At 35.9% G+C, this 12,269-nt stretch carries 16 protein-coding genes; 10 read left to right on the plus strand and 6 right to left on the minus strand.

Annotation, left to right across the window (positions count from 1 at the left end; genetic code table 11):
• Nucleotides 1–117 precede the first annotated feature (117 nt).
• A complete protein-coding gene (locus IPJ83_12365; GenBank protein MBK7881340.1) occupies nucleotides 118–1,962 on the minus strand; it encodes a M1 family metallopeptidase in 1,845 nt (614 codons plus the stop codon).
• Complete coding sequence (locus IPJ83_12370) at nucleotides 1,949–2,821, minus strand: CPBP family intramembrane metalloprotease (protein ID MBK7881341.1); 873 nt, start codon at nucleotides 2,819–2,821, stop codon at nucleotides 1,949–1,951. The genes IPJ83_12365 and IPJ83_12370 overlap by 14 nt, the downstream gene beginning before the upstream one ends.
• Before the next feature lie 151 nt (nucleotides 2,822–2,972).
• On the opposite strand from IPJ83_12370, the gene IPJ83_12375 reads away from it, so the two are divergent.
• Nucleotides 2,973–3,473: a hypothetical protein gene (locus IPJ83_12375; protein ID MBK7881342.1), complete on the plus strand. Its 501-nt coding sequence runs from the start codon at nucleotides 2,973–2,975 to the stop codon at nucleotides 3,471–3,473.
• Entirely contained in the window at nucleotides 3,433–3,612 is a 180-nt protein-coding gene (locus IPJ83_12380; protein ID MBK7881343.1) for a hypothetical protein, read from the plus strand. Before IPJ83_12375 ends, IPJ83_12380 begins: the two co-directional genes overlap by 41 nt.
• A gap of 11 nt (nucleotides 3,613–3,623) precedes the next feature.
• On the opposite strand, the gene IPJ83_12385 is transcribed toward IPJ83_12380, so the two are convergent.
• Together IPJ83_12385 and IPJ83_12390 are read right to left on the minus strand one after the other, a co-directional pair.
• Entirely contained in the window at nucleotides 3,624–4,172 is a 549-nt protein-coding gene (locus IPJ83_12385) for a cob(I)yrinic acid a,c-diamide adenosyltransferase (GenBank protein ID MBK7881344.1), read from the minus strand.
• A 23-nt stretch (nucleotides 4,173–4,195) separates the two neighbouring features.
• Nucleotides 4,196–4,870, minus strand: a complete 675-nt coding sequence (locus IPJ83_12390) for an ABC transporter ATP-binding protein (protein MBK7881345.1) — start codon at nucleotides 4,868–4,870, stop codon at nucleotides 4,196–4,198.
• Nucleotides 4,871–4,983: 113 nt separating this feature from the next.
• On the opposite strand from IPJ83_12390, the gene IPJ83_12395 reads away from it, so the two are divergent.
• A complete protein-coding gene (locus tag IPJ83_12395) occupies nucleotides 4,984–5,631 on the plus strand; it encodes a deoxynucleoside kinase (GenBank protein MBK7881346.1) in 648 nt (215 codons plus the stop codon).
• 13 nt (nucleotides 5,632–5,644) lie between these two features.
• Nucleotides 5,645–6,313, plus strand: coding sequence for a futalosine hydrolase (gene mqnB / locus IPJ83_12400; protein ID MBK7881347.1), 669 nt, complete (start codon nucleotides 5,645–5,647; stop codon nucleotides 6,311–6,313).
• Nucleotides 6,314–6,330: 17 nt separating this feature from the next.
• Here the strand turns inward: mqnB and IPJ83_12405 are convergent, their stop codons facing one another.
• Together IPJ83_12405 and recF are read right to left on the minus strand one after the other, a co-directional pair.
• Nucleotides 6,331–6,621 (minus strand): DUF721 domain-containing protein, encoded by a 291-nt coding sequence (locus IPJ83_12405; protein ID MBK7881348.1) that lies wholly within the window; start codon nucleotides 6,619–6,621, stop codon nucleotides 6,331–6,333.
• On the minus strand, nucleotides 6,605–7,717 hold the full coding sequence (gene recF / locus IPJ83_12410; GenBank protein MBK7881349.1) for a DNA replication and repair protein RecF: 1,113 nt from the start codon (nucleotides 7,715–7,717) through the stop codon (nucleotides 6,605–6,607). The genes IPJ83_12405 and recF overlap by 17 nt, the downstream gene beginning before the upstream one ends.
• A 64-nt stretch (nucleotides 7,718–7,781) precedes the next feature.
• Between recF and pdhA the strand changes: the two genes are divergently transcribed.
• The 6 genes from pdhA (at nucleotide 7,782) to IPJ83_12440 (ending at nucleotide 12,232) form a co-directional block, all read left to right on the plus strand.
• Nucleotides 7,782–8,825 carry a pyruvate dehydrogenase (acetyl-transferring) E1 component subunit alpha gene (gene pdhA, locus IPJ83_12415; protein ID MBK7881350.1) on the plus strand — a complete coding sequence of 348 codons (1,044 nt, stop codon included), beginning with the start codon at nucleotides 7,782–7,784 and terminating at the stop codon, nucleotides 8,823–8,825.
• Nucleotides 8,826–8,913: 88 nt separating this feature from the next.
• Entirely contained in the window at nucleotides 8,914–9,633 is a 720-nt protein-coding gene (locus IPJ83_12420; protein ID MBK7881351.1) for a tetratricopeptide repeat protein, read from the plus strand.
• Between the two features lie 6 nt (nucleotides 9,634–9,639).
• Nucleotides 9,640–10,125 (plus strand): 6,7-dimethyl-8-ribityllumazine synthase, encoded by a 486-nt coding sequence (locus IPJ83_12425; protein MBK7881352.1) that lies wholly within the window; start codon nucleotides 9,640–9,642, stop codon nucleotides 10,123–10,125.
• A complete protein-coding gene (locus IPJ83_12430) occupies nucleotides 10,122–10,973 on the plus strand; it encodes an MBL fold metallo-hydrolase (GenBank protein ID MBK7881353.1) in 852 nt (283 codons plus the stop codon). Before IPJ83_12425 ends, IPJ83_12430 begins: the two co-directional genes overlap by 4 nt.
• 136 nt (nucleotides 10,974–11,109) lie before the next feature.
• The gene (locus IPJ83_12435) at nucleotides 11,110–11,673 is read left to right on the plus strand and encodes a hypothetical protein (GenBank protein ID MBK7881354.1); all 564 of its coding nucleotides are present in this window, start codon (nucleotides 11,110–11,112) and stop codon (nucleotides 11,671–11,673) included.
• Nucleotides 11,674–11,680: 7 nt separating this feature from the next.
• Nucleotides 11,681–12,232: a hypothetical protein gene (locus IPJ83_12440; protein ID MBK7881355.1), complete on the plus strand. Its 552-nt coding sequence runs from the start codon at nucleotides 11,681–11,683 to the stop codon at nucleotides 12,230–12,232.
• Nucleotides 12,233–12,269 lie beyond the last annotated feature (37 nt).

Consider the following 12,269-nt stretch of genomic DNA (forward strand, 5'->3'; position numbering starts at 1 on the left):
ATAAAAATGGTGCTGCAAGATCGCACCTTTTTATAGCTTTACTTACTTTTATTGTCTAAAATTTTAAATAAATTTTTTTTGAATATTTCCCGCTTTATTTTTCAGGCAAAAGCGAATTTATTCAGGCTCAGTTGAATAAATTTGATTTTCAGGGTTAATGTCTGCCAACTGATGAAAGGGATCCAAAACAACCGTTTTAATTTTGTCTTTTGGCACATCTAAAATTAATTCATAAAACGGATTTACCCAATGCCAAGGCCTTCCAACCTTCCAATTACTGTCAAAAATCTCTTTATGTCCTCGCATCAAATCCAATGGAATGGTATAAAATATACTTTTCCCGTTTTTGAGCTTAATTTCCAGGTCGATTGGCATAGGTAAAAGACTTTTTCGGGCCAATACAATTTTTGAATTTTTACCCTCACTTTCAAGCCTTTCAATAGCGTAATCTATGGTCTTTGTAGTGAAAATCCAATATTCTTTAAACCAATCCAATTCCAGGCCAGATGCTTTCTCCATAACACGAAAAAAATCATCCGCATCTGGATGTTTAAACCTCCACTGATAATAGTAAGAAAGCAAAGAATTATCGAAAGTTTGTTCGCCCATAATATATCGTAACTGCAATAAACACAGTGCTCCTTTTGTATAAGACGCCATCCCATAGGCAACATTTGTAGAATAATGATCTGCATGTGTGGACAAAGCCTCTTCTTTTCCAGAATTCACAAAATCAATATATGATTTAAGCGTTTCTTGAAAGGCATGCTCTTCAGGATTAAAACCAGGTAACAATCCTTTAGACTTAATATAATTTGAAGTAAGATACTCAGCATAAGAGGTAAATCCCTCATCCATCCATGGATAGAGGCTTTCGTTTGAAGCTAGAAGCATTTGATACCAACTATGCATCCATTCATGGAGGCATACGCCTACCAAACTATGCAATGGTCGATTTCCAGTAATCAGTGTTGCCAGAGGGTATTCCATACCCCCATCACCCCCTTGAATAAATGAATAAGACTGGTAAGGATATTCTCCAAAATGTTTTTGCGCATAATCAAGTGCCACATCCATTATTGGAGGCAATTCCTTCCAGGATTGTACATAAGGATTGTTTTTTAGATAATAAAAATGTAATTTTTTACCATCCTTGCGCACATAAATATCGTGGATATAATCCGGATCTGCAGCCCAAACAAAATCGTGCACCTTAGGTGCAAAAAATTGCCAAATTCGAGTCTTTCCATTCTGAAACAAAGAATCATTTGGCCAATTACAATCCATTGAATTTAGAAGATAACCAGTTGAAGCGACACAAAATTTTTTATCCAATTCTATATTCACTCTAAAATCACCCCAAGGCCCATAAAATTCTCTGGCAATGTATGGTGGGGTGTGCCACCCATGTTGGTCATAATTACATAATTTAGGGTACCATTGCGCCATCGAATAATCAACGCCCTCTTTGTTGTTACGCCCTGTCCTCCTTATTTGGACAGGCACTTGAGCTTCAAATTCAATTTCGATTTTTGCAGAATCTAGAGGTAAAATTGATTCCATCAATTTTACCTCCATGATGGTTCCTTCGATATGGTAATTAAGAGCTTTCCCGTCCTTTGTGATCTTATTTATCTTTTGAAACCCCACCTCTTCAGGATTGAGCGAGGCAATTCTACTTCCGATTCGTTTGTCAGGGTCCACAATCGTGCGTGAACGAACATCCATATCACTGCCAGGTTGAAATGCATTGAGATAAAGATGATAATACAGTTTATCCAATGTATCTGGACTCGAATTGTAAACGGTCAACACTTGATTTCCTGAAATCAAATGAATTTTATCATTAAGCCTTACATTCATTAAATAGTTCACCCCCAACTGCCATCGGTCCGGTTGACCATAATTCAAGCTCACCAACATTAAGAAGGGAAAAATCGATAAAAATCTAAGCCTCAACATTTTTTTCAATTTTGGAAAATACATACTTTAATGGTAAATATTTTAGAAAGTACCTGGAAATGAATAAATAAAGCACTATGACCAATATGGATAGAAGTGCCATGACTTTTCCATCCGGATCTTTAGTCAACCAAAGACTATCTGTTTGCAAAACAGAACCTTCATAACCTACCAAAAGAGCTCCAAAGACATTTGTTGCTGCATGAATACCTATCGCCTGTTCCAATCCCTGATCTAAAACTGTAATAAAACCTAGAAAAAGAGCGGTTACAAAATAATACCCAAACATTAAGGCATAACCAAATTGTTCATTTTCAGGATTTGGCCCATGCATAAGTGCAAATAAAACGGCACTGATTAACACGGGCAAATAGCGATTGGAAAACAAAAGGTAAAGTCCTTGCATCAAATAACCTCTAAAAAACAACTCTTCAGTTAGAGACTGAACCAACAACAAGCTAAAACTTATCCCGAACAATATAAGAAATGCAGAAATGCTGAAATTGAACTGGTATTCTACCTTTAAAATTAGTGCACTTGCCAATTCAACTGCAACAAGTAACCCCAGCCAAACAAAAAAACCAAATAATATTCTGTAAAATCTTATTTTTTGAAAAGAAGTGAATAAACTTAATGGGGGCCGCCGATGTAAATAAGTAACACAAAAGAGCAATTCAGCCAGAATAAAACAAAATGGCAGCAGAAGACTGGCCAGTGTTTTGTTTTTTTCTAAAGGATCAATATAAGTATACTCAGCGATCAAAAAAGCACTTAATGTAGCTGCCAGAAAACACAGCATAATGGTCAGGAAATAAATCCAACCAGCATTATTTCCTTTGCGTGCATTTTCTAAAAACATATTATTCTTTGTCTTTATCTTTGAAGGTGTAAAAGTATTAATTTGGCATGAATGTCTTAATAATACATAATCGTATTAATTTTGCTCATAAATCTTAATCATGTCGAAAAAGGAATGGATTCTGTTAATAGGAGTTACGATTTGCTTAATTGTGTCTAGAATAATCCCTCATGCTCCTAATTTCACCTCTTCTTTGGCTGGTTTATTGTTTGGTGCGGTCATTCTTCGAAAAAATGCCGCAGCCTTTTTATTATTACTTGGTTACATTTTGGCTGATATTTTCATCAATAATGTCATTTATCCGTCCACATCGATTAAATGGTTGAGTTCTGGATTTGAATGGATATTTACCACTTTCCTGATTATTTTTTTTGTCAATAAATTATTTACTTCTAATGGCTATACCCCAATAAAAATTATTGGATTGAGTGTTGTGAGCTCATTGATTTTCTTCGTATTTTCAAACTATGCAGTTTGGCTTGGATTTATTTTGTATTCTCCTGACACTGCAGGTCTCACTGCTTGTTTTATTGCTGCTATTCCATTTCTGATGAATGAGATGGCTGGCACTTTGTTCTATTCTTGTTTATTTTTTGGTCTTTACTGGATTTATGAATACGGACAACCCAAAACTTCCAGGCTTATTGTCTGATTCAGATCCGGAGTCCGGAGAATCTGGCAAGGACTTTTATTTGGAAAATGGTTTTATAGTTTTTACTGCTAGTTACCATCTCAAACGAGGTTATTGTTGTCGCTCGGGATGTCGGCATTGCCCATACCACACGCAATAAACAAAAATTGTTTATTTTTCAGGGACCCACGGTTTTTCTAGTATTCCTTCTAAATATGCTAGATACCTTGATAAAGTAAAAAAATAATCTGATAATCGATTCAAATAAATAATCAAATCAGGTTGAATTGCAACTAATTGACTCAGAGTTACCAATCTGCGTTCAGCCCTTCTACAGACTGTACGACATACGTGCCCCTCAGCAATAGCCAGAGAACCACCAGGCAAAACAAAATATTTAAGCGGTTCAAGATAAGAGTCCATTCTATCAATTTCTAATTCGATTTCCTGTATTACATCCGTTTTAAGTTGTGGAAGTTTTAAATTGGCTTTACTAGGGTCTGCAGCAACTAAAGCTCCTAAAACGAAAAGGTCACTTTGAACCTTTTGCAAAAAGTCTAAAATTTTAACCTCTTTAACGAAACAAATTAAACGACCGATATTTGAGTTAAGCTCATCAATTGTACCATAAGCTTCTACACGTGAGTCATCTTTGGAGATTCGACTACCACCAAATAATGAAGTCTGTCCCTTATCACCTGTTTTTGTATATATCTTCATCAGGTATTTTTTTAAATTCTAATTTATCTCAATGTGTCGCTTTCAATCATTCCATCTCTTAGTCTCACTACCCTTTTAGCAAATTGGGCAATATCCGGTTCATGGGTAACAAGAATTATGGTATTCCCATTCAAATGAATTTCTTCAAGAATATTCATGATTTCCACGGAGGTCTTGGAATCCAAGTTACCTGTCGGCTCATCGGCTAAAATTATAGCAGGATTATTAACTAAAGCCCTTGCAATGGCCACCCTTTGTCGCTGTCCACCTGAAAGTTCATTAGGTTTATGTGACATCCTGTCTGTAAGACCAACATCTTTAAGGACCTGTTTAGCTCTGGCGTGCCTTTCATCCTTTCCCAAACCTGCATAAATGAGAGGTAGCGCAACATTGTCCAATGCACTCATTCTGGGTAATAGATTAAAGGTTTGAAATACAAATCCAATTTCCTTATTACGCACTTCTGCCAATTCTCCATCACTCATTTTACTTACATCCACCCCATGCAGAATATATTCCCCGGAAGTAGGACTATCCAGACACCCAATGAGGTTCATAAGCGTAGATTTTCCACTGCCTGAAGGGCCCATAAGAGCCAGATACTCATTTTTATTTACCCTAAGGTTAATGCCCTTGAGTGCATCTATAATCTCAGACCCCATAATATACCTTTTGGCAATATTCTTCAACTCAATGATCTGTTCCATTTCCTTTGCTCTTATATTCGAAAGTAAAATTAATGGAATCATTAATAATATGTAGATTATTTGGATATTTGACTTGATTTGATCGTCAGAATCTTGAATATCCAATGACAGAAAACAAAACTCCGATTATTAAGCATATTGGTATTGCCGGCAACATAGGAGCAGGTAAAACCAGTCTCAGTGAAGCTCTTGGTAAGCAATTTGACTGGGAAGTTCATTATGAAGATGCAAACACCAATCCCTATTTAAATGATTTCTATTATGACATGGAGCGTTGGTCTTTTAATCTTCAGATTTATTTTTTAAATTCTCGCTTTCAACAACTTATACAAATTCATTCAGGAAACAGATCAGTAATACAGGATCGGACTATTTATGAGGATGCTTACATATTTGCCCCTAATCTACATGAAATGGGACTGATGAATGCACGTGATTATGAAAATTATTTCACTCTTTTCAAAATCATGATGAGCACGATTAAGCCACCGGATCTAATGATCTATATTAAGGCTTCGATTCCGACCTTAGTTAACCACATTCAATCTCGTGGACGTGAGTATGAAGGCAATATGAGTCTGGATTATTTAAAGAAACTTAATTACAGATATGACCAGTGGATTGAACAATACACCCAAAGTCCTTTATTGGTTGTAGATGCCGATAAACTCGACTTCATTAACCGAAAGGAAGACATGGGTGCAATCTTTGAAATGGTCGGGAGTCAAACAGGTGGATTATTTGTTCCCTAATTTAATTATCACTTTGAATATTCTCTTATTATCCGCAACAGTTTTTGAGATACTCCCAACAATTCAATTTTTGGAGAAGAGTAATGAAATTGAATCTTTATCTCAATTTTCATATCGATCAAATTTAATTTTTCCGCTTGTGGGTGGGGTTGGAAGTCCAATGATGTCTTTTGCTTTAGGTCGGGCTGAACTAAAAAATATTCAATTGATAATTCATGCAGGGCTATCCGGTTCCTTGAATAAAGAAATTGAATTATGTTCTCTAGTGGAAGTAGTTTCTGAATATTGGGCTGATCTGGGCGCTGAAGAAAAGGATGGGAGCTTTTTAGATTTATTTCAATTAGGCTTATTGGAATCCAAACAATTTCCTTTTGAGGACGGATGTATCAAAATTAAAGACTCCCCTATCCGTCTGAACATTCCAAAAGTAAAGGGATTAACTTTAAATACGGTCAGCGGTATGAAGGAAAATATTGCCAAATTAAAAATGAGGGTCAATGCTGATGTGGAAAGCATGGAAGGTGCCGCAGTATTTTATGGATGCAAAATGAGAGACATCCCATTTATCTCAATAAGGAGTATATCGAATTATGTAGAACCCAGAGATAAATCAAAATGGAAAATCCCAGAATCTATTGATCTATTAAATGATAAAATCTTAGAAATTATTAAAACTGTGTAATCCAAAGAATTGAGCTCCTAACGAAAATTAAGCTCTTCAATCAAGTTCTCTTTCAACTGTTCATTTAATTTGTCGAGAATTTGTTTCTTATTCATGGATAAATCTGCTCTCAAACTAGATGAATTCACATAAATACTTAAGATATTATTTCTATAAATAAGTTTTTCTGTATATCCATTGGACAAGCTACCAAAGACTTCAAACCATACATTTTCAATACGCTTTTGGATTAATTTGTTTCTAAACTTTTCCTGATTGGCAAAATCACCTAATGCATCTGCCAATTTTTGATCATTCATCCGTTTCATAGGGCGCTAATTTACCATCGATTAGATATACAATGTTTGATTTTGAATTAATTTTCGCAGCTAATTTTTTTGCCCGATCAGAATGGTTATCTGTAATAAAGCACTGATCTATTTTTTCTTCAATTAAAACATCAAGAAGTGATGCAATTCTAGTGGCATCTAACTTCGCAAAAAGATCATCCAGCAACATCACAGGTTTAACACCAGAATATTTATAAAGAAAGCGATATTGAGCCAGTCTGAGTGCGAGCAACAATGTTTTTATCTGTCCCTGAGACCCAAATTCCTTTAATCTTTTTTCATTAAAATAAGGAATTAGCTGATCGCGATGAATTCCTGAATTGGTGCGTCCCATCAACATATCTTTCTGGTATTCATTTTGCCATTTTTCAAGCAAATCTTCTGCTGCATCGGAAGTATACTTAATGGAAGAGTTTTGTAATCCCTTACTTATTTTTAAAGAGAATTCATTCAATAGAGGGTTCAGTTGTTCAATGAAATCCCGCCGTTTTGTATAAATATATTTTGCCGACAAATTCATTCCGAAATGATAGCTATCCAAAAGATTATAATCAATATGTTGCGTTTTTTTGGCTTGCTTTAAAACAGCATTTCTTTGTTTCAAAAGACGATTGTACTGAAGTAAATGCACCAGGTATTGGTGGTCCACTTGTATCAAAGTCTGATTAATAAATTTTCTACGATCTTCGGATTCATGAATAAAAGTAAATATGTCATCCGGGACAACCATTACTACGGGTATCTTTCCAACATGATCGGAAGCTTTAAGATATTTTTTTTGATCCCATTTTATTTCTTTAATTTTATCAGTGGCCATTTTAACAACCACTTCATGGATTTCATCGTTATCCTGCCAATTAGTTTCCAAACGAAAGAAATCTTTACCATGAAGAATTAACTGATGATCATTGGTTTGGAAGAAACTCTTGGTAATGCAAGAAGTGTATATGGCATCCAAAATATTGGTTTTTCCTACTCCATTTGGCCCAATGATAAAATTAATCCCACTTTGCCATGAGTAATTTAGTTTTTCAAAGTTTTTGAAATGAGTTAAATTGAGTTGAGTTAATATCATGCAGCTGCTAAAAAGGATTGCGAAGTTAAACTGAAAGCAGTATTTTTACACCAAAATTGGATCCATGGCCGATACATTGACGAAAAACACCAAAACTCCAAAACCAGTAGGAGCTAAGAAAACTACTTACGATAAGAAAACCTGGCTCTTATGGTATGAGACAATGGTGCGGGTTAGAAAGTTTGAAGAACGTACATTAATGATGTACTCCCAACAAAAGATCAGAGGTTTTTGTCATGTTTACATAGGCCAGGAAGCGATTGCAGCCGGACTGGTAACTGGTATAAAAAAGGAGGATGCTTTAGTAACGGGCTATCGTCAGCATGGTCTGGCTTTAAGCCGGGGGTTATCCAGTAGTTCTTGTATGGCAGAATTGTTTGGTAAAGCTGGAGGATGTGTAAAAGGCAAGGGCGGGTCAATGCATTTTTTTTCACGGGAACATCGATTTTTTGGAGGAAATGGCATTGTTGGCGCACAAATTCCAATTGGAACGGGGATTGCTTTTGCTGAAAAATATAGGGATTCTGGTTTGTTATGTGTCACCATGTTTGGTGATGGCGCAGCCAGACAAGGTGCTCTATATGAAGCTTTTAACATGGCCATGACCTGGAAATTACCTGTAATATACATAGTAGAAAATAATGGCTATGCAATGGGGACGAGTGTCGAAAGGACCAGTAACGTAAACGAATTGTATAAAATTGGTTCCGCTTTTGACATGCCTTCAGAACAGGTAAATGGGATGGATCCGGTTTTAGTTCACGAAGCATTAATTAAAGCTGCAAACCATTGCAGAAATGGAAATGGCCCATATTTTCTTGAAATTAAAACCTACAGATACAGGGGGCATTCAGTTTCAGACCCGGGAAATTATCGATCCAAAGAAGAGGTTGAGCATTACAAAACACTTGATCCTATAATCCTTACTGAACGCAGGATACTTGAGGAGAAGATAGCTTCACAAGTTGAGCTTGACAAAATACAAGAAAGCATTCAATTAGAAATTGATGAGGCTATAAAGTTCGCAGATGAATCTCCTTTTCCTGCCCCAGAAGCCCTCTATGACGACAATTATGTACAAACGGACTACCCATTTCTTAGAGATTGAACGAGGATCTTTTATTAAATTTATACCGATTTACTGAGTTATATTGTCAAGCCGTATTATTTTTGCAAAGTTTTTGTAAAAAATAGCCATGGCAAAAGGATACAGATCACAGACACAACCTAAACATATTGTTTCTTCGAACAGCTCAAAAGCGGATGAGACAATTTTGGATATTTCTGAAGTAAAGCATCAAGCAGAGCACTTTCTTGAAAAATATAAGAATTTACTTATTGCCGGAATTGGTGGTCTGGCTTTGGTAATTGGTGGATATCTTGCTTATAAATATCTTTATATTGAACCTCAGAATAAAGATGCTTTGGAGCAAATGTATCAAGCTGAAATGTTATTTGAAAAAGATTCGTTTGACCTTGCTCTGAATAATCCTGGCGGTGGATTTTCAGGTTTTAAAGAAATTGCTGAAAATTTTGGCGGTACTCCGGCAGGGAATCTTGCTAAATATTATGCTGGAATGTGTTATTTGAATTTGGGGAATTTTCAGGAGGCTAAGGCATATTTTGAAGATTTTGATGGCGACGGCGAGGTCATGTCAATTTTAAAGTGGGGCTCATTAGGTGATGCCAATGCAAATTTGAACGACTTCTCCGCTGCAATATCCAATTATGAAAAAGCAGCCACTATACGTAAAAATGAATTTTTAACACCCGTATATCTAAAAAAATTAGGGATATTAAAGGAGCAGCAAGGCGATAAAGAAGGTGCATTAAAGGCTTTTAACGAAATTAAAGAAAAATATGCCGGATCGCCTGATGGCAGCAATATTGAAAGATATATCATCAAACTCCAATAAAATAAAATGGCAGGTAAGTCTCCTACTTCAAAAAACCTTAGGGAGGCGAATATTCCCGGAATTGTAATCCTGGCAGCGGAATGGCACGAAGAGATTATTCAATCTCTATTGGTGGGTTGCCTAAACACCCTCAAGGAAAATGGAATAAATCTAAAAACTGTTGTGGTACGAAGAGTACCAGGAAGTTTTGAGCTTCCCCTTGCCTCATCCTGGTATTTACAAAAGGATTCCACGAAGGCTGTTATTTGTCTAGGTTGTGTTATAAAAGGAGAAACTCAGCACGATGAAATAATTAATCATTCCATCGCAAAAGCGTTTCAGGATTTAAACCTTAAGTTTGGAAAACCGCTATTAAATGGAGTGATTACCACAAATAATAAGAAACAAGCCAAATCCAGGGCAGGTGGAAAACATGGTAATAAAGGAAGTGATTGTGCCTCGGCAGCATTAAAAATGTTGCTCCTTAAAGAAGAAGTAGATAATTTAAAATGATAAGAAGGATTCGTCCAATAGATTCGGGCATGTTCAAGTTGGATGGTGGAGCTATGTTTGGAGTGGTTCCCAAAACCATGTGGCAAAAACTCAATCCACCCGATGAGAACAACATGTGTTCCTGGGCTTTAAGATGCCTTTTAATACAAACTGAAAGTCGAAATATTCTTGTAGAAACGGGAATGGGCAATAAACAGGATGCTAAATTTAGGGCACATTTTTATCCACATGGTGATGGTGATCTACTCACCTCATTACATAATGAAGGCTTACAACCTGACCAGATCACAGATGTGATTTTGACCCATTTGCATTTTGATCATTGTGGCGGGGCTGTTTCTAGAAGCAATAGTGGTACGCTGTATCCTACTTTCCCCAATGCTAAGTATTGGTCACATTCCACACACTACACTTGGGCACTAACACCTAATGAAAGAGAAAAAGCATCTTTTCTAAAAGAAAATTTTGTACCACTTAAAGAGGCAGGTCAATTGTACTTCTTTGACCAAGAAGATCATAAAGATATGTGGCCAGGCGAAATTTTAATCCATTTATGCAATGGACATACGGAAGCCATGATGGCGCTCGAATTTCAATATGATGGTAAGAATTACCTATATCCTGCCGATTTGATACCTTCCAGCTACCATATTCCTCTTCCGTACATCATGGCATATGACATTAGACCATTAGAGGCGCTAAATGAAAAACTTAGATTGCTTGAATTAGCTGTAAATCAAGAAAGTGTAATAATTTTGGAGCATGACCCCTCGCATATGGCTTGTACTGTGCAAAAGAATGAATTTGGTAAAATTCAAGTTAAACAATACATCAATCTCAACACTTAAAATTATCTTAGATATTCTTCATATCGAATACATTCCAAATCTTTTTCTAAAATATTTAAACATTTACGAAATTAAATTGTAGTTTTGGAATAAGAAATGATTTTTAATCATTTCTAGTTTTTAGATAATTTGGAGTATGTATTTAGTTCGCATTGTATTTGGTCGAATAGTTAGTACGGTTACAGAAACCCTGGAGCGGTATGAAAATATCGGGTACAATGCCAGATTATTGGGTTTGTGTTTGGTCTTTTTAATGTTTTCTTGTTCCAAAACATCAACAGACGAAAACAAAATTATTCAAATATCGAGTTCTCTTAAAGGGGACTGGCAATTGGAGAAAGTAGAAATGAACGTTCCTGCAAGTCTATATGATCTAAGAGAAGATGTAACTGATCTGATGTTGGGCAACAATCCATCTACCTTAAGTTTCAATGAAGACACCTATCTCCTCGCACCGGGAACATCAATTCACTTTATTCCCCAAAATGGTTTTTGGTCACTGATTTTCAAAGAGGGTGTTTATAAATTGGAATTAAATTATGGCACTTTACAAAATACCATCGAACTAATTGACCCAGAATTGCCAGAGCTAGAGGATAAATTGCTTTACAGTTTTAAAAAGCCAGCACCAGAATGTTTGCCGGATTCTGATAATATCAGTGAGTTAATATATTTATACTATTTCACCCGAATAAAATAATAGAAAAATGAGAGTTTACATTCTTCTATTGGTATTTTTGGTTGAATCTGCAAAAGTGAATGCAACCGCCACATTGGATAAGCCGGAGACTAGTTTGTCTTTGAATTTTGGTTTGTGTTTTAAAAATTACAATCTCTTTCAGGATACATCTAAGTTTGAAACAATAAAAATATATTCATTCCCAAATTACCCCGACAGCAAGTTACTGAGTTCTCCAGATGATCCATTTATTTTTTATTACTCTCATAGAATTGAAGAAAAGCAAAGCCTTAAACTCAGAGAGCAGTTTGCAGTTTATATTCGGGCAATAGGAAGTGATGGAAAAGAATATCGATATGGAAATCTAGCCACCATTAATAATTTACCGGAATTGCTCATGAAAGAGAAAGCGGATGGATTATACCGTTATGCCTTTATCCCGTCCAAGCTTTTCAAGAATATTTTACCTGATCGGGTAAAGGTGAATCAATTGAACATCCAGATTTTGGCTATACCCTACTGCAACAGTCCTGTATGCGCTGTGGATGGGAATTACAATTATTACTACTCCTGTAAATAATAAAGAATAATTATCATAAATGAGGATGATGTAATAA

Origin of the sequence: Candidatus Vicinibacter proximus, from assembly GCA_016713905.1 — a bacterium.
In the GTDB taxonomy this organism is placed as follows: domain Bacteria; phylum Bacteroidota; class Bacteroidia; order Chitinophagales; family Saprospiraceae; genus Vicinibacter; species Vicinibacter proximus.

What these genes read in the sequence shown, in the direction of transcription:
- IPJ83_12420 (MBK7881351.1), top strand. Translation starts at nt 8,914, where the DNA reads ATGGCAAAAGGATACAGATCACAGACACAACCTAAACATATTGTTTCT.
- IPJ83_12370 (MBK7881341.1), bottom strand. Translation starts at nt 2,821, where the DNA reads ATGTTTTTAGAAAATGCACGCAAAGGAAATAATGCTGGTTGGATTTAT.
- IPJ83_12395 (MBK7881346.1), top strand. Translation starts at nt 4,984, where the DNA reads ATGACAGAAAACAAAACTCCGATTATTAAGCATATTGGTATTGCCGGC.
- IPJ83_12405 (MBK7881348.1), bottom strand. Translation starts at nt 6,621, where the DNA reads ATGAAACGGATGAATGATCAAAAATTGGCAGATGCATTAGGTGATTTT.
- IPJ83_12365 (MBK7881340.1), bottom strand. Translation starts at nt 1,962, where the DNA reads ATGTTGAGGCTTAGATTTTTATCGATTTTTCCCTTCTTAATGTTGGTG.
- pdhA (MBK7881350.1), top strand. Translation starts at nt 7,782, where the DNA reads ATGGCCGATACATTGACGAAAAACACCAAAACTCCAAAACCAGTAGGA.
- IPJ83_12430 (MBK7881353.1), top strand. Translation starts at nt 10,122, where the DNA reads ATGATAAGAAGGATTCGTCCAATAGATTCGGGCATGTTCAAGTTGGAT.
- IPJ83_12435 (MBK7881354.1), top strand. Translation starts at nt 11,110, where the DNA reads ATGTATTTAGTTCGCATTGTATTTGGTCGAATAGTTAGTACGGTTACA.
- IPJ83_12380 (MBK7881343.1), top strand. Translation starts at nt 3,433, where the DNA reads ATGAATACGGACAACCCAAAACTTCCAGGCTTATTGTCTGATTCAGAT.
- recF (MBK7881349.1), bottom strand. Translation starts at nt 7,717, where the DNA reads ATGATATTAACTCAACTCAATTTAACTCATTTCAAAAACTTTGAAAAA.
- IPJ83_12385 (MBK7881344.1), bottom strand. Translation starts at nt 4,172, where the DNA reads ATGAAGATATATACAAAAACAGGTGATAAGGGACAGACTTCATTATTT.
- IPJ83_12440 (MBK7881355.1), top strand. Translation starts at nt 11,681, where the DNA reads ATGAGAGTTTACATTCTTCTATTGGTATTTTTGGTTGAATCTGCAAAA.
- IPJ83_12425 (MBK7881352.1), top strand. Translation starts at nt 9,640, where the DNA reads ATGGCAGGTAAGTCTCCTACTTCAAAAAACCTTAGGGAGGCGAATATT.